Source organism: Luteibacter sp. PvP120, from assembly GCF_054055715.1.
The window spans coordinates 166,594-181,537 of record NZ_JBSRXP010000002.1; the positions used below are offsets into that span (position 1 = coordinate 166,594).

General features: G+C 67.5%; 15 protein-coding genes. 11 read left to right on the top strand and 4 right to left on the bottom strand.

Annotation, left to right across the window (positions count from 1 at the left end):
- Positions 1-24: 24 nt before the first annotated feature.
- Together groL and ACVKN3_RS04625 are read right to left on the bottom strand one after the other, a co-directional pair.
- Positions 25-1,671 (bottom strand): chaperonin GroEL, encoded by a 1,647-nt coding sequence (gene groL, locus ACVKN3_RS04620; RefSeq protein WP_285405152.1) that lies wholly within the window; start codon positions 1,669-1,671, stop codon positions 25-27.
- A 60-nt stretch (positions 1,672-1,731) separates the two neighbouring features.
- A complete protein-coding gene (locus tag ACVKN3_RS04625) occupies positions 1,732-2,025 on the bottom strand; it encodes a co-chaperone GroES (RefSeq protein ID WP_036110126.1) in 294 nt (97 codons plus the stop codon).
- A 244-nt stretch (positions 2,026-2,269) separates the two neighbouring features.
- On the opposite strand from ACVKN3_RS04625, the gene ACVKN3_RS04630 reads away from it, so the two are divergent.
- From ACVKN3_RS04630 to accC, 6 genes are all read left to right on the top strand, one after another.
- Positions 2,270-4,531, top strand: a complete 2,262-nt coding sequence (locus ACVKN3_RS04630; protein WP_354513852.1) for a protein-disulfide reductase DsbD family protein — start codon at positions 2,270-2,272, stop codon at positions 4,529-4,531.
- Entirely contained in the window at positions 4,528-5,067 is a 540-nt protein-coding gene (locus ACVKN3_RS04635; protein ID WP_285405147.1) for a TlpA family protein disulfide reductase, read from the top strand. The genes ACVKN3_RS04630 and ACVKN3_RS04635 overlap by 4 nt, the downstream gene beginning before the upstream one ends.
- Positions 5,068-5,087: 20 nt before the next feature.
- Complete coding sequence (locus tag ACVKN3_RS04640) at positions 5,088-5,642, top strand: DUF1415 domain-containing protein (protein WP_354513850.1); 555 nt, start codon at positions 5,088-5,090, stop codon at positions 5,640-5,642.
- A gap of 129 nt (positions 5,643-5,771) precedes the next feature.
- Complete coding sequence (gene aroQ / locus ACVKN3_RS04645; RefSeq protein ID WP_285405143.1) at positions 5,772-6,221, top strand: type II 3-dehydroquinate dehydratase; 450 nt, start codon at positions 5,772-5,774, stop codon at positions 6,219-6,221.
- A 61-nt stretch (positions 6,222-6,282) separates the two neighbouring features.
- A complete protein-coding gene (accB, locus tag ACVKN3_RS04650; protein WP_285405141.1) occupies positions 6,283-6,744 on the top strand; it encodes an acetyl-CoA carboxylase biotin carboxyl carrier protein in 462 nt (153 codons plus the stop codon).
- Positions 6,745-6,754: 10 nt separating this feature from the next.
- Positions 6,755-8,119 carry an acetyl-CoA carboxylase biotin carboxylase subunit gene (accC, locus tag ACVKN3_RS04655; protein ID WP_354513849.1) on the top strand — a complete coding sequence of 455 codons (1,365 nt, stop codon included), beginning with the start codon at positions 6,755-6,757 and terminating at the stop codon, positions 8,117-8,119.
- A 207-nt stretch (positions 8,120-8,326) separates the two neighbouring features.
- On the opposite strand, the gene prmA is transcribed toward accC, so the two are convergent.
- On the bottom strand, positions 8,327-9,226 hold the full coding sequence (gene prmA / locus ACVKN3_RS04660; protein ID WP_354513848.1) for a 50S ribosomal protein L11 methyltransferase: 900 nt from the start codon (positions 9,224-9,226) through the stop codon (positions 8,327-8,329).
- A gap of 61 nt (positions 9,227-9,287) precedes the next feature.
- On the opposite strand from prmA, the gene ACVKN3_RS04665 reads away from it, so the two are divergent.
- The 3 genes from ACVKN3_RS04665 to purH all read left to right on the top strand — a co-directional run bounded on the left by ACVKN3_RS04665 (position 9,288) and on the right by purH (position 12,217).
- Positions 9,288-10,097 (top strand): zinc-ribbon and DUF3426 domain-containing protein, encoded by an 810-nt coding sequence (locus tag ACVKN3_RS04665; RefSeq protein ID WP_354513847.1) that lies wholly within the window; start codon positions 9,288-9,290, stop codon positions 10,095-10,097.
- Positions 10,098-10,274: 177 nt separating this feature from the next.
- On the top strand, positions 10,275-10,556 hold the full coding sequence (locus ACVKN3_RS04670; RefSeq protein ID WP_369926472.1) for a helix-turn-helix domain-containing protein: 282 nt from the start codon (positions 10,275-10,277) through the stop codon (positions 10,554-10,556).
- Between the two features lie 71 nt (positions 10,557-10,627).
- Positions 10,628-12,217 carry a bifunctional phosphoribosylaminoimidazolecarboxamide formyltransferase/IMP cyclohydrolase gene (purH, locus tag ACVKN3_RS04675; RefSeq protein WP_354513845.1) on the top strand — a complete coding sequence of 530 codons (1,590 nt, stop codon included), beginning with the start codon at positions 10,628-10,630 and terminating at the stop codon, positions 12,215-12,217.
- Here purH and ACVKN3_RS04680 read toward each other — a convergent pair.
- Complete coding sequence (locus ACVKN3_RS04680) at positions 12,189-13,187, bottom strand: bile acid:sodium symporter family protein (protein WP_456991284.1); 999 nt, start codon at positions 13,185-13,187, stop codon at positions 12,189-12,191. The genes purH and ACVKN3_RS04680 overlap by 29 nt on opposite strands.
- A gap of 93 nt (positions 13,188-13,280) precedes the next feature.
- Between ACVKN3_RS04680 and ACVKN3_RS04685 the strand changes: the two genes are divergently transcribed.
- Together ACVKN3_RS04685 and ACVKN3_RS04690 are read left to right on the top strand one after the other, a co-directional pair.
- Positions 13,281-14,171, top strand: a complete 891-nt coding sequence (locus ACVKN3_RS04685; RefSeq protein ID WP_354513843.1) for a LysR family transcriptional regulator — start codon at positions 13,281-13,283, stop codon at positions 14,169-14,171.
- Between the two features lie 44 nt (positions 14,172-14,215).
- Positions 14,216-14,914, top strand: coding sequence for a glutathione S-transferase (locus tag ACVKN3_RS04690; RefSeq protein WP_354513841.1), 699 nt, complete (start codon positions 14,216-14,218; stop codon positions 14,912-14,914).
- The last annotated feature ends 30 nt before the right edge of the window (positions 14,915-14,944 follow it).

The following is a 14,944-nucleotide window of genomic DNA, read 5'->3' on the forward strand; positions in this document are numbered from 1 at the left end:
TGGAGCAAGCCGGAAGGCAGGGACTTAGAAGTCCATGCCGCCCATGCCGCCCATGCCGCCGCCCGCGCCACCGTGGCCGGCGCCGTCGTCCTTCTTCGGCACTTCGGTCACGGCCGCTTCGGTCGTGATGATCGAGCCGGCGACCGAGGCCGCGAACTGCAGGGCCGAACGGGTCACCTTGGTCGGGTCCAGGATGCCGAAGGCGATCATGTCGCCGAACTCACCGGTCGCAGCGTTGTAGCCGAAGTTGCCTTCGCCGGCCTTGACCTGGTTGACGATGACCGACGCTTCTTCACCGGCGTTGGTGACGATGGCGCGCAGCGGGGCCTCCAGCGTGCGACGGGTGATCGCGATGCCGAGGTCCTGGTCGGTGTTCTTGCCCTTCAGGCCTTCCAGCGCCTTCAGTGCACGGATCAGCGCAACGCCGCCGCCCGGGACCACGCCCTCTTCGACGGCTGCGCGCGTAGCGTGCAGGGCGTCTTCGACACGGGCCTTCTTTTCCTTCATCTCGACTTCCGTCGCGGCGCCGACCTTGATGACGGCCACGCCGCCGGCCAGCTTGGCCACGCGCTCCTGCAGCTTCTCACGGTCGTAGTCCGACGAGGTCTCTTCGATCTGCGCCTTGATCTGCTTGATGCGCGACTGGATGCCTTCGGCATCGCCGGCACCGTCGATGATCGTGGTGTTTTCCTTGGTGATCACGACGCGCTTGGCGCGGCCCAGATCGGTGATCGTGGCCTTGTCGAGCGCCAGGCCCACTTCCTCGGAAATGACCGTGCCGCCCGTGAGGTTGGCGATGTCTTCCAGGATGGCCTTGCGGCGATCGCCGAAGCCCGGCGCCTTGACGGCGGCGACCTTGACGATACCGCGGATGGTGTTGACGACGAGGGTGGCCAGGGCTTCGCCCTCGACTTCCTCGGCGACGATCAGCAGCGGCTTGGCGGCCTTGGCGACGGCTTCGAGCACCGGCAGCAGCTCACGGACGTTGGAGATCTTCTTGTCGTGGATGAGGATGAACGGGTCGTCCAGTTCAACCTGCTGCGACTGCTGGTTGTTGATGAAGTACGGCGAGAGGTAGCCGCGGTCGAACTGCATGCCTTCGACGACGTCCAGCTCGTTCTCGAGGCCCGAGCCTTCCTCGACCGTGATCACGCCTTCCTTGCCGACCTTGCCCATCGCCGTGGCGATGATGTCGCCGATGTTCGCATCGGAGTTGGCCGAGATGGTGCCGACCTGGGCGATGGCCTTGTCGTCGGCGGTAGGGTTGGAGAGCTTCTTCAGCTCGCCGACCGCCGCGATGACGGCCTGGTCGATACCGCGCTTGAGGTCCATCGGGTTGATGCCCGCGGCCACGGCCTTGAGGCCTTCCTGGATGAACGCCTGGGCGAGGACGGTCGCGGTCGTGGTGCCGTCACCGGCCACGTCGGAGGTCTTCGAGGCGGCTTCCTTCACGATCTGCGCGCCGATGTTCTCGTACTTGTCGGCGAGTTCGATTTCCTTCGCGACCGAGACGCCGTCCTTGGTGACGGTCGGGGCGCCGAAGCTCTTCTCGAGCACGACGTTACGGCCCTTCGGCCCCAGGGTGACCTTGACGGCGTTGGCGAGGGTGTTGACACCCTTCAGCATGCGGGCGCGGACGTCTTCGCCGAAGCGGACTTCTTTAGATGCCATGATCGTTGAATCCTTGGATATTTAGATAAGAGAAAACGCGGTGGACGAGGCGAGCTGAGCTCAGCCTTCCAGGACCGCCACGATGTCGTCTTCCTTCAGGAAGACCAGCTCTTCGCCGTCGACCTTGATTTCCTGGCCGGCGTACTTGCCGAACAGGACCACGTCGCCTTCCTTCACGCCCATCGGGCGGAGCTGGCCGCTGGCGAGCAGCAGGCCGGTACCGGCGGCGATGACCTTGCCGCGGGTGGGCTTCTCGGTGGCACTGTCGGGGATGACGATGCCACCGGCCGAGACGCGCTCTTCTTCGAGACGCTTGACGATGACGCGATCGTGCAGCGGGCGCAGTTTGCTCATGACTTCTCCAAACATGTGTTTGACGGGAAAGGATTTGTTGCCACCCTGTTAGCACTTGGCCAGGGTGAGTGCCAGAATTTTAGCCAGAAGAATACGTCAACCGGAAGTCTTTCTGGATGCTCGACAGATGGCGGCGCGGACGCCGGGTTCAAGGGCGCGGTCGGAAAATAGTTGCCCGGACGGCGCGTGCAAGCCAGAGCGCGCCGGCCCGGTCATAATGTCCAACGCCTTCCCGGAGAGTCCCATGCCGTCGCTTTCCCGCCTCACGCGGAACCTCGTCGCCCTCGTCCTGCTGCTCGCCACGCTGCCCGCGCTTGCCCAGGATCCCGAGGACGGCCTGCTGCCGGTCACCCAGGCGTTCCAGCTCACCGCCGACGCCAGCCAGCCTGGCAAGGTCGGGCTGCACTGGCGCATCGCTCCGGACTATTACCTCTACCGCGGGCGGATCGTCATCAAGCCGACCGATCCGGCGGCCCTGACGCTCGGTACCCCGGCGCTGCCCGACGGCCTGAAGAAGCACGACGAATACCTGGGCGACGTGGAGATCTACCACGGGGACATCCAGGCCACCGTGCCCTACACGCTGGCCGATGCCTCGACGAAGACGGTGGCGCTGGACGTGCAGTACCAGGGCTGCCACGAGGTGGAGCCGAAGATCTGCTACCCGCCGCATACCGAGCACCTCAAGCTCGTCGTCGGCGCGCCCTCGACGATCCCGGCGGCCCATACCGCGGCGCCAGCGACAACGACGGTAGCCACGGCACCCGGCGCCGGCGCCGCACTGCTAGGCAAGCCCGCCACGCTGCCCGGGACGGATGCCCAGGCCCTCCCGGCCGACCAGGCGTTTCGCTTCGAGGCACTGGTCAAGGGTGGCGACGCGCTGCTGCTGCGCTGGACGATGCCCAAGGACTATTACCTCTACCGCGACAAGACCGAGATCGAGGTCGTATCGCCCGCCGGGGTCACCGCTGGCGAGCCTGATTGGCCCAGCGGCACGGCGCACCACGACGAGCATTTCGGCGACACCATCGTCTACTTCGACCAGGTGGAACTGCCGGTACCGCTGGCGGGTGCCGCGAAAGACGGCAAGCTCCAGCTCGACGTGTCCTACCAGGGCTGCCTGGAAAACGGCATCTGCTATCCGGTGATGACTCGCCGACTCAATGTCGACCTGGTTACCGGCGCCGTCGTCGTCGCCGCACCGGCCAGTGCGACGACCGTCACGCCGGCGACGACACCCGCCGACGTCGCCCCGACACCGCCGCCCAAGGGCCTGGTCCCGGCCGGCGCGGATGCACCGGTCGGCATCCTTGCCGCGATGGGCCTGGCCCTGCTCGGCGGCCTGGTCCTGAACCTGATGCCCTGCGTCCTGCCGGTACTGTCACTGAAAGCCATCACCGTGCTGGAAAGCGGCGAGAGCCCGACCGCCGCGCGCAAGCATGCGCTCTGGTACACCGCAGGCGTGCTGGTCGCCTTCGCCGCGCTGGGTGTCGTCATCGTCGGCATCCGTGCCGCCGGACACGGCATCCAGTGGGGCGCGCAGTTCCAGCAGCCGGTCGCCATCGGCCTGCTGATCTACGTCATGCTCGCGGTCGGCCTGTCGATGTCGGGCGTGTTCGAGATCGGCGGGTCGCTGGGCAACCTGGGCAGCGGCCTGGCCTCGCGCTCGGGCCCCTCGGGCGACTTCTTCACCGGCGTGCTCGCTGTCGTGGTGGCCAGTCCGTGCACGGCGCCGTTCATGGGCTCGGCCATCGCGTTCGCGTTCGCCGCGTCCGTGCCCGTTGCCTTCCTGATCTTCCTCGCCCTGGGCCTGGGCCTCGCCCTGCCCTTCCTGCTGATCGGTTTCGTGCCAGCCATCGCCCGGCTGCTGCCGCGACCGGGTCGCTGGATGGAAACCCTGAAACAGGCGCTGGCCTTCCCGATGTACCTCACCGCCGTGTGGCTGCTGTGGGTGCTGACCAAGCAGCGCGGGGCCGATGCGACGGCGCTGGTGCTCGTCGGTGCCGTGCTGCTGGCGATGGCCTTGTGGTGGTACGGCCGCAGCCGCCGCCCGGGGCTGTCGTGGGTATTCACGGCCTTGCTCGGCGCCGGCGCGCTGGCTGCCCTCTGGATGGTGCACGGTTTGCCGGCCGCCACCACGACGGCGACGGCCACCGATGGCTCGGTGCCTTACTCGCCGGCCAGGCTGGCGGAACTGCGCGCGGCCGGTACGCCCGTGCTGGTCGACATGACCGCGGACTGGTGCATCACCTGCAAGGCGAACGAGAAAGCCGTGCTGGACACCGATGCCTTCAAGGACCTGCTCAAGCGCACCGGCACCGTCTACATGAAGGGCGACTGGACCGACGTGAACCCGACCATCGCGGCGTTCCTGGAGCAATACCATTCCGTGGGCGTGCCGCTCTACGTTGTCTACCCCAAGGGCGGCGGCGATGGCAGGAAGCTATCCACGGTGCTCACCTACGACACCGTGGCCGGGGCGCTCGATACCGCGTCGCACCCATGACCCGCGGGCCGACGTTCTGGATCGTGGTGCTGGCCATTGCTGGCGCGGCGCTGGGCGGGTATGTCGAGCACCGTCTCCAGGACCCGCCACCGCCCGAGGGGGTGACGGTGGCCGGGCCGGGGGAGCTGCCGCCCGATGCCGTCTACGTCGGCCTGGACGGCACGGCGCATCGCCTGTCCGAATGGCGCGGCAAACGCATCCTGGTCAATTTCTGGGCGTCGTGGTGCGCGCCCTGCCGTCGCGAGATGCCCTTGCTGGACGCTGCCCACGAGCGCATGGGCGCTGGCGCCTCGGGCGCCGTGATCCTCGGGGTGGCCGAGGACACCGCGGCGGACGCACGCCGTTACCTCGCGCAGCGGCCCGTCGGTTATCCGATCGTGCTGATCGACGGCCAGTCGCCCGGCGGTTCGCTGTCGCTGGGCAATACGCGCCGCGTCCTGCCTTACAGCGTCCTCATCGGCGAGGACGGCCACATCATGAAACGCCGGGTCGGCCCGCTCAGCGCGGCCGACATCGAGTCGTGGCTCGCGCCCTGAACCCACGGAGACCCTTGCCCATGGACCCTATGCCCACCGCCGACGAGACGATCGAAGCCACCCGCCAGTGGCTCGAACGCGCCGTCATCGGCCTCAACCTGTGCCCCTTCGCCAAGGCGGTGCACAAGAAAGGCCAGGTCCGTTTCGTGGTCAGTGACGCCGAGCAGCCGCTACCCCTGCACGATGAACTGGTTCGCGAGCTGAAGTTCCTGCGCGACGCCGATCCGGAGGTCGTCGACACCACGCTGCTGATCCATCCCCGCGTGCTGGGCGACTTCATGGACTTCAACGATTTCCTGGAGATCGCCGACGACACCGTCGCGGAGCTGTCGCTGGACGGCCAGATCCAGGTCGCCAGCTTTCATCCGGACTTCCAGTTCGAAGGCACGGCGCCTGACGACATCACGAACTACACGAATCGCTCACCGTTCCCGACCCTGCACCTGCTGCGCGAGGCCAGCATCGACCGCGCGGTGGCCGCGTTCCCGGACGCGGCAAGTATCTTCGAAGCCAACATGGCCACCCTGGACGCGCTCGGCCACGACGGCTGGCGCGCGCTCTTTCCCAAGGCCTGACCATACGGCGGCGTCTGGAAAGTCGCTATCTCCAGCGAACTGCGTCGATCTTCACCGAACTGGACAAGGCGGGACGACAGGCGCACACTGCGCGGCGTTCCGGAACTCCGGACCCAAGGCAGGTGAACAGTGGCCAGGCTCCTCGTCCTTCATGGACCCAACCTCAACCTCCTCGGCGTACGCGAGCCCGCGGTGTACGGGCGCGAGACGCTCGCCGACATCAACGCGTCGCTGCAGGCGCGCGTGCAGGGCACCGGCCACGACATCAGCTGGTTCCAGTCCAACGCCGAGCACGAGCTGATCGCGCGGGTCCACCAGGCCCGCGACGAAGGCATGGCCTGGATCCTGATCAATCCCGCCGCGTTCACCCATACCTCGGTGGCGCTGCGCGACGCCTTGTCCGGCGTGGCCATCCCGTTCATCGAGATCCACCTGTCCAATCCGCATGCGCGTGAGCCGTTCCGGCACCATTCCTACCTTTCCGACATCGCCGCCGGCGTGATCTGCGGCTTCGGCGGCGACAGCTACCGCCTCGCGCTGGAAGCGGCGTTGCTGCGCCTCGCGGTGCCCGCCGCCTGACATCCCCTTCGCGGCGCGCCCTCCGGCGCCCGCACCTCCACCACTGACTAAGGGTTGCCCCATGGACCTGCGCAAGATCAAGAAGCTCATCGACCTGCTCGAGGAATCGAACCTCGCGGAGCTGGAAATCAAGGAAGGCGAGGAAGTCGTCCGCCTGTCACGCGTGCCCAAGGGCACGGCCGTCGCCCAGCCGATGTACGCGGCACCGCCCGCGCCGGCGCCTGTCGCCGCCGCACCGGTAGCCGCCGCTGCCGCGCCCGCTCCGGCCGCCGAACCCGGCCTGCCGGCCGGCCATGTGGTCAAGGCGCCGATGGTCGGTACGTTCTACGCCGCCTCCACCCCCGGCTCACCGGCGTTCGCCAGCGTGGGCCAGCAGGTCAAGGCCGGCGAGACGCTGGGCATCATCGAAGCCATGAAGATGTTCAACCAGATCGAAGCCGACGTGGCCGGTACGGTCGTCGCGGTCCTGGTCGAGAACGGCCAGCCGGTCGAATTCGACGAACCGATGTTCGTCATCGCCTGAGGCCACACCCATGCTCGAGAAGGTCGTCATCGCCAACCGCGGCGAAATCGCGCTGCGCGTGCTGCGCGCATGCCACGCGCTGGGCATCAAGACGGTCGCGGTGCATTCCACCGTGGACCGCAACCTGAAACACGTCGGCCTGGCCGATGAATCGGTGTGCATCGGCCCGGGTCCCTCCGCCGAAAGCTACCTGAACATTCCGCGGATCATCGCCGCCGCCGAGATCACCGACGCGGCCGCGATCCACCCGGGCTACGGCTTCCTGTCCGAGAACGCGAACTTCGCGGAGCAGGTCGAGCAGTCGGGCTTCATCTTCATCGGCCCCACCGCCGACGTCATCCGCCTGATGGGCGACAAGGTCGAGGCAATCCGCGCCATGAAGGCCGCCGGCGTGCCGTGCGTGCCCGGCTCCGGTGGCCCGCTGGGCGATGACGTGGACGAGAACGCGCGTATCGCGCTGGAGATCGGCTACCCGGTCATCATCAAGGCGTCCGGCGGTGGCGGCGGTCGCGGCATGCGCGTCGTGCGCACCGAGGCCCACCTCGCCAACTCCATCGTCATGACCAAGCAGGAAGCCAAGGCGGCTTTCAGCAACGATCAGGTCTACATGGAGAAGTTCCTGGAAAATCCGCGCCACGTGGAGATCCAGGTGCTGGCCGACGGCCAGGGCAATGCCGTCCACCTGGGCGAACGCGACTGCTCGATGCAGCGCCGCCACCAGAAGGTGGTGGAAGAAGCCCCGGCACCGGGCATCACGCCGGAGCTGCGCGCGGAAATCGGCAAGGTCTGCGTCGATGCCTGCCTGCGTATCGGCTATCGCGGTGCGGGCACGTTCGAGTTCCTGTTCGAAGGTGGCCGTTTCTACTTCATCGAGATGAACACCCGCATCCAGGTGGAGCATCCGGTGACGGAGCTGGTCACCGGCATCGACCTCGTGCGCGAACAGCTGCTGATCGCCGGCGGTGAGAAGCTGTCCATCCGTCAGGAAGACATCGTGCTCACCGGCCATGCCATCGAGTGCCGCGTCAACGCCGAAGACCCCGACACCTTCATGCCCAGCCCCGGCACGGTGAAGCGTTTCGAGGCGCCGGGTGGCCCGGGCGTGCGCGTGGATACCCACCTGTACGACGGCTACCGCATCCCGCCCAACTACGACTCGATGATCGGCAAGATCATCGTGCACGGCCCGGATCGCGCCACCGCCATCGCGCGCATGCGCATGGCGCTGAACGAGACGGTGATCGAAGGCGTGAAGTGCAACATCCCGCTACAGCAGCGCATCATGGCCGACGTCGGCTTCCAGCTCGGTGGACAGAACATCCACTACCTGGAAAAACGCATGGCCGAACAAAAGGAAACGCCGCCCGCGGCGTGATACGAAAATCCCGCCAGCCGGCGGGATTTTTTTTGCATGCGCACCGGCAACCGTGCCACAACGGCAACAGCGACCGTCGTAGGAGCGCACGATGTGCGCGACATGTCTTCGCGGTGACCATGGGCTGGCGCGCCAACTCCATGTCTCGGCCTCAACACATGTCGCGCACATCGTGCGCTCCTACGCCACGCGGATCCCCTGGGGTAATCAACGCTTCCGGAGGCCGCTGATGCGGACCCAGTCTTCCAGCTGGCGGATTTCCAGGTTGTCGAACCATTCCGCATAGCGCGTCAGCAGTTCCTCGTGCTGGCCAAAGAGGATGCCCGAGATCGCGAACGGTGCGCCTGGCTTCACGGCCGCGGCGAAGGTCGGCGCGAGTTCGCCGAGGGGGCCGGCAAGGATGTTCGCCACCAGCACGTCGGCGAGTTCGACCGGCGCCTCGCCTGGCAGGTAGACGGCCAGGTCGGCCTGTACGCCGTTACGCTCCGCGTTGTCGTGCGAAGAGACGATGGCCTGCGGGTCGTTGTCGATGCCCACGGCACGCACGGCGCCCAGCTTCAGTGCGGCGATGGCGAGGATGCCCGATCCGCAACCGAAGTCCAGCACCGACTTGCCGGCCAGCTGCTGGCCGTCCAGCCACTCCAGGCACATCGCCGTGGTCGGGTGCGTGCCCGTGCCGAAGGCGAGGCCGGGATCGAGACGGACGACCACGATGTCGCCATCGACCGGCGGTTCGATGTTCGACGGATACACCCACAGGCGGCGACCAAAGGGCATCGGCTTGTAGTCGTCCATCCAGACACGCGTCCAGTCCTGGTCGCCCACGTCGCGCCAGACGATCTGCGCGGGCTCGATGAAGGGAAGGTCGTCGGCGATCGCCGCCGTGAGGCCGCGACGATCGGCGTCCGCCTCGAACAGCGCGTTAAGCACGATCTGGTTCCACAAGGGCAGCTCGCCCACGCCCGGCTCGAAGATGGCTTCCTCATCGGGCGTTTCGGCGTCCGCGTCCTGCAGGGTGATGGAGAGTGCGCCCAGGTCCTCCAGCGCGGCTTCGACGCGCGGCTGCTCGGCGGCGCGGATCGTCAGGGAAAGTTCGAGCCAGGGCATGGGATAGCCAATCGGTGGACGGGGAGACGATTCTAGCGGGCCCGCACGTTATGATCGAACGATGTACACGCAGTGTCCCGAGTGCCTCACCGTCTACAAGCTCGACGCCGCGGCGCTCGTGCCCGCCTGCGGCTGCGTGCGTTGCGAGCATTGCGACACGGTGTTCAACGCGCTCGGCACCCTGGCGGCGCAGCTGCCGCCCGAGCCGTTCACGCGACTTCAGGAACATGCGCTGGACCGCGAGCCGCCGACGGCCGGCGTGGCGGTGTTCCGCCCGCGCGCACTGCCCGACGAGCCGTTGCCGGCCGCCCCCGCACCGGCGGACGACGACCCGGGCGACGACGCCACTGACTTCTCCGGCCTCACCTTCACGCCGCGGTTCGCGCGACGGCCGCGCCGTTCGTGGCGCACCGCGATGTGGGTGGTCGTCTGCGTGGCGCTGATGCTCGGCCTGGGCGCACAGCTGGCCTGGGCCAAGCGCGACGTGCTCGTCGCCGATCCCACCGTGGGCCCGCTGCTGGCGGCGGGTTGTGCCGTCGTCGGCTGCCACCTCCCGCTGGTCGCGGCGCCGTCCCAACTCCGCCTGCTGGCGCGCGATGTCGAGCAGCATCCCTCCGTGCGCGACGGGCTGCTGATCACTGCCAGCGTACGCAACGACGCCTCGTTCGCGCAGCCCTACCCCGTCGTCACCATCGTGCTTGCCGACGCCAACGGCCAACGCCTGGCCATGCGGCGATTCCAGCCGGCCGATTACGTCGGCGACGCGGATGTGCGCGAGCGCGGCCTGCCTGGCGGGGCCACTACCGCGATGGTGTTCGAGGTGCAAGACCCGGGCCAGCGCGCGGTCGCCTTCGCGTTTTCGTTCGACTGAACCGGCAAATAAATTTTCTTTTTGCAAGCCTGCACTTCACCGCCCGGGACGAGTACACTCGGTTCCCTTCGCGACGCCAGACCCCCGTTCACGGCGTGTCCCAGTCGTAGCCCAAGCGACCATCATCATCAAGAACCGACCGAGGACCCGCGCCCCGGCCTGCGAGAGGGGAATGCCTTGAACGCTGTGAGACTGACTGCCGGCGAGGCCGCCAACGAGACCTCCATGCAGAGCGCCCTCAGCGAATGCGTCAGCCGCACCGTGCTTCGTTACCTCGCCGACATCGGCGACACCGAAGGCGGTGAAGGCCTGCATGCCCTGGTCATCCGCGAGGTCGAAGGACCGCTGCTGCGCGAGGTGCTGGCCTTCCACGAAGGCAACCAGAGCCGCGCCGCCGTCGCGCTGGGCATCAATCGTGCCACCCTCCGCAAGAAGCTGGCGGCCCACGGCCTGTCCTGAGTGCCGCCACGGCCAAGCCGCACGGCCATCCGGGCGGCTATAATGGAGCGCTTTCCGCCCCGGAAGTGCCCATGCCCACGCCCGATCTCGTTCCCGTCCGCCGCGCGCTCGTCAGCGTTTCCGACAAGCAGGGCCTGACGGAACTCGGCCGCCGCCTCGCGGCCGCGAACATCGACATCCTCTCCACCGGCGGTTCCGCCAAGGCACTGCGCGATGCCGGCATCCCCGTGCGCGATGTGGGCGATCTCACCGGCTTCCCGGAAATCATGGCGGGTCGCGTGAAGACCCTGCACCCGCGCGTGCACGGCGGCCTGCTCGGCCGCCGCGGCACCGACGACGCCGTGATGGCCGAGCACGGCATCCTGCCGATCGACCTGCTGGTGCTGAACCTGTATCCGTTCGAGCACACCGTGGCCGATCCCGCATGCTCGCTGGATGACGCGATCGAGAACATCGACATCGGTGGTCCCGCCATGTTGCGTGCCGCCGCCAAGAACTGGAACGACGTCGGCGTGCTGACCGACCCCGCGCAATACGACGCCGCGCTCGCGGAGATCGAAGGCCGGGGCGGTTTATCCCGCGCCACGCGTTTCGCGCTCTCGGTGGCTGCGTTCAACCGGGTGTCCAGCTACGATGCGGCCATCAGCGATTACCTGTCCGGCGTGACCCTCGACGACACGCACACCACCGTCGCCTCGCGCGCCGAATTCCCGCAGCAGTCCAACGGACGCTTCGTCAAGGTCATGGACCTGCGCTACGGCGAAAACCCGCACCAGGCCGGCGCGTTCTATCGCGACCTGTACCCCGCGCCCGGCACGCTCGCCACGTTCCGCCAGCTGCAGGGCAAGGAACTGTCGTTCAACAACATCGCCGATGCGGATGCCGCGTGGGAATGCGTGCGCCAGTTCGATGCGCCGGCCTGCGTCATCGTCAAGCATGCCAACCCCTGTGGTGTCGCCGTTGCCGCCGATCCGCTCGCCGCGTACGAACTCGCCTATGCCACCGACCCCACTTCGGCTTTCGGCGGCATCATCGCGTTCAACCGTCCGCTGGATGCGGCCACGGCGAAGGTGATCCTGAAGCGTCAGTTCGTCGAGGTGCTGATCGCTCCGGCCGTGGATGCGGGCGCGGTGGAAGAAGCGATGAAGAAGGCGAATGTGCGCGTGCTCGAGATTCCGCCGGGTGAAGGGCGCAATACGCACGACGTGAAACGCGTCGGCTCCGGCCTGCTGGTGCAGACCGCCGATCACCGCCAGGTGGGCCGCGACGAACTGACCGTGGTCAGCAAGCGCCAGCCCAGCGCACAGGAAATCGATGACCTGCTGTTCGCCTGGCGCGTGGCCAAGATGGTCAAGTCCAACGCGATCGTCTACGCGAAGGACAACCGCACGGTCGGCATCGGCGCCGGGCAGATGAGCCGCGTGGTCAGCGCGAAGATCGCCGGCATCAAGGCCGAGGAAGCCGGCCTCACGGTGCCCGGCAGCGCCATGGCCTCGGACGCGTTCTTCCCCTTCCGCGACGGCATCGACGCCGCCGCCGCCGCGGGCATCCGTGCGGTCATCCAGCCCGGTGGTTCCATGCGCGACAGCGAGGTGATCGCCGCCGCGGACGAGAACGACATGGCGATGGTGTTCACGGGCGTGCGCCACTTCCGGCACTGAGCTCCTGCACCGGGTCGCGGCGCAGCGCATAGCGCCGCGCCAGCACCGCGCAGGTCATCAGCTGGATCTGGTGGAACAGCATGATTGGCAGCACGATCAGCCCCAGCGGGTGGCCGGCGAACAACACCTTCGCCATCGGCACGCCCGACGCCAGGCTTTTCTTCGAGCCGCAGAAGACAATGGTGATCTCGTCTTCCGCGGCGAAGCCTAGCGCCCGCGCCCCGTAGCGCGTGGCCAGCAGCGCACAGGCCAGCAGCACGATGTTCACCACCACCAGTCCGCCCAGCACCGGCGGCGGCAACTGGTGCCACAGGCCCTGCAGCACCGCCGCGCTGAACGCGGTGTAGACCACGAGCAGGATCGAACCGCGATCGACATACGTCAGCAGCGTGGCGTGCCGACGCACCCAGCCACCGATCCAGCGCTGCGCCACCTGCCCGGCCACGAACGGCACGAACAACTGCAGCACGATGGCCCCGACCGAATGCCACGACAGGCCGCCCTGCCCGGTGCCGGCAATCATCGCGCCGACCAGCAGTGGCGTAATGAAGATACCGAGCAGGCTCGACGCGGAGGCCGAGACGATCGCCGCAGGTACGTTGCCCCGCGCGATCGAGGTGAAGGCGATGGACGACTGCACGGTGGAGGGCAGCGTGCACAGGAACAGGATGCCCAGGTAAAGGTCCGGCGTCACCAGTGGCGACAGGATCGGCTTCAGCAGCAGGCCCAGCAGCGGAAACAGGATGAACGTGCTGGCCAGCACGGTCAGGTGCAGGCGCCAGTTCGTCATGCCCGCCACCACGGCCTCGCGGGACAGCTTGGCGCCATGCAGGAAGAACAACAGGGCGATGGCGATGTCGGTCACGACCTCGAACACACCGGCTGCAGCGCCGCGGCAGGGCAGCAGGCTGGCCAGGACCACAGTGGCGATCAGGGACAGGGTGAATCCGTCGGGAAGGAAACGGCGCATGGCGATCAGCCTGGGAATATCGAGGCACCCATTGCAGCGCCGGTCGCTTGATAAGACAAATCGTTTTATCTGATCCGGTGATACATTAATCGCATGAATGTCTCCCTGCGCCAGTTGCGTGCGTTCCTCGCCGTCGCGGACCAGCGGCATTTCCGGCGTGCGGCCGAGGCACTGCACCTCACCCAGCCGGCCGTCAGCCGCCTGGTGGCCGACCTGGAAAGCGAGCTGGACGTCCGCCTGTTCGATCGCAGCACGCGCGAGGTCGTGCCCACCGAGGCCGGCCGCTACCTGGAGCAGGCGCTGGCCCGGGTGCTCGACGAACTGGACGGGGTGCTCGCGCATGCCCGCACCCAGGCCGATCCGTTACGCGGCCGTGTCCGCCTCGCGGCGGTGCCCACCCTGGCGGCCGGGCTGGTGCCACCCTGCATCGCCTGGTGCGCGCGGCACCACCCGGCGCTGGAGATCATCCTGCGCGACCAGAACCAGGCCCAGGTGCTGGATGCCGTGCGTGGCGGCGAGGTGGACTTCGGCCTGACGGTGGAGCCGGCCACGGTGGAAGAATTCGACACCGAGACCCTCATGCAGGACCCGTTCGTCGTGGTCTCGCCCCCGGACCATGCCTTTGCCACGCGTCGCACCGTGCCGTGGGAGGCCTTGGCCGACCAGCCGCTGGTGCTGCTGGATCATGCATCGGGCAGCCGCCGCCTCATCGATGCCGCGTTCGCGCAGGCGAACATCCCCATGCGGGTGGTGCTCGAGGTCGGTCATCCCCATACCGCCTTCCGCATGGTGGAAGCAGGGCTCGGCATCACCGTCACGCCCCGGCTTTCGCTGGATGCCCTGCGCTCCGGCCTGGTCGCCACGCCGCTCACGCCACGACGCGGCCGCGCGGTGACACTGGTGCGGCGTCGCGCGCGCTCGCTGTCGCCCCCGGCGCAGACGGTATGGGAAGCCTTTCGCGACATCGCGCTCACGCGGACTTAAACGGGCGTTGCGCATGCTCGGCGCTTTACCGCAGGAGCCCGCCGATGAGCTACGCGCTTTACTACTGGACCGGACTGCAGGGCCGCGGCGAATTCGTCCGCCTGTGCCTGGAGGATGCCGGCGCCACGTATACCGACGTGGCACGCGTCGAAGGCAACGAGGCGATGACGTCCTTCCTCGAAGGCCAGCACGAGGGTGCGCTGCCGTTCGCGCCACCGTTCCTCAAGTCAGGCCACCTGGTGATCGCGCAGGTCGCCAATATCCTGCAGTACCTCGGCCCGCGACACGACCTGGTGCCGGAAAGCGAGTCCAGGCGCCTGTATGCCCATCAACTCCAGCTGACCGTCAGCGATATCGTGGCCGAGGCGCACGATACGCATCACCCCGTATCCAAGGCGCAGTACTACGAGGACCAGCGCGACGAGGCGAAGAAGCGCGCGAAGGACTTTCGCGAACAGCGTATTCCCAAATACCTGGGCTATTTCGAGAAGGCACTGGAGCGTGGTGGCGGCCGGTTCGTGCTGCACCAGCATTCCTACGTCGACCTGTCGCTGTTCCAACTGATGGCGGGCCTGGAATACGCGTTCCCTAAAGCGATGGCGAAGCAGGAGCTGCCGCTGCTGCGCGACCTGGCCCGGCGTGTGGCTGACCGCCCGAACATCGCCGCCTACCTGGCCTCCGATCGCCGCGTGCCATTCAACACCACGGGTATTTTCCGCCACTACCCCGAACTGGACGGCTGAGCGTCCTACCAGGCGTGGCCAGCGTCACGC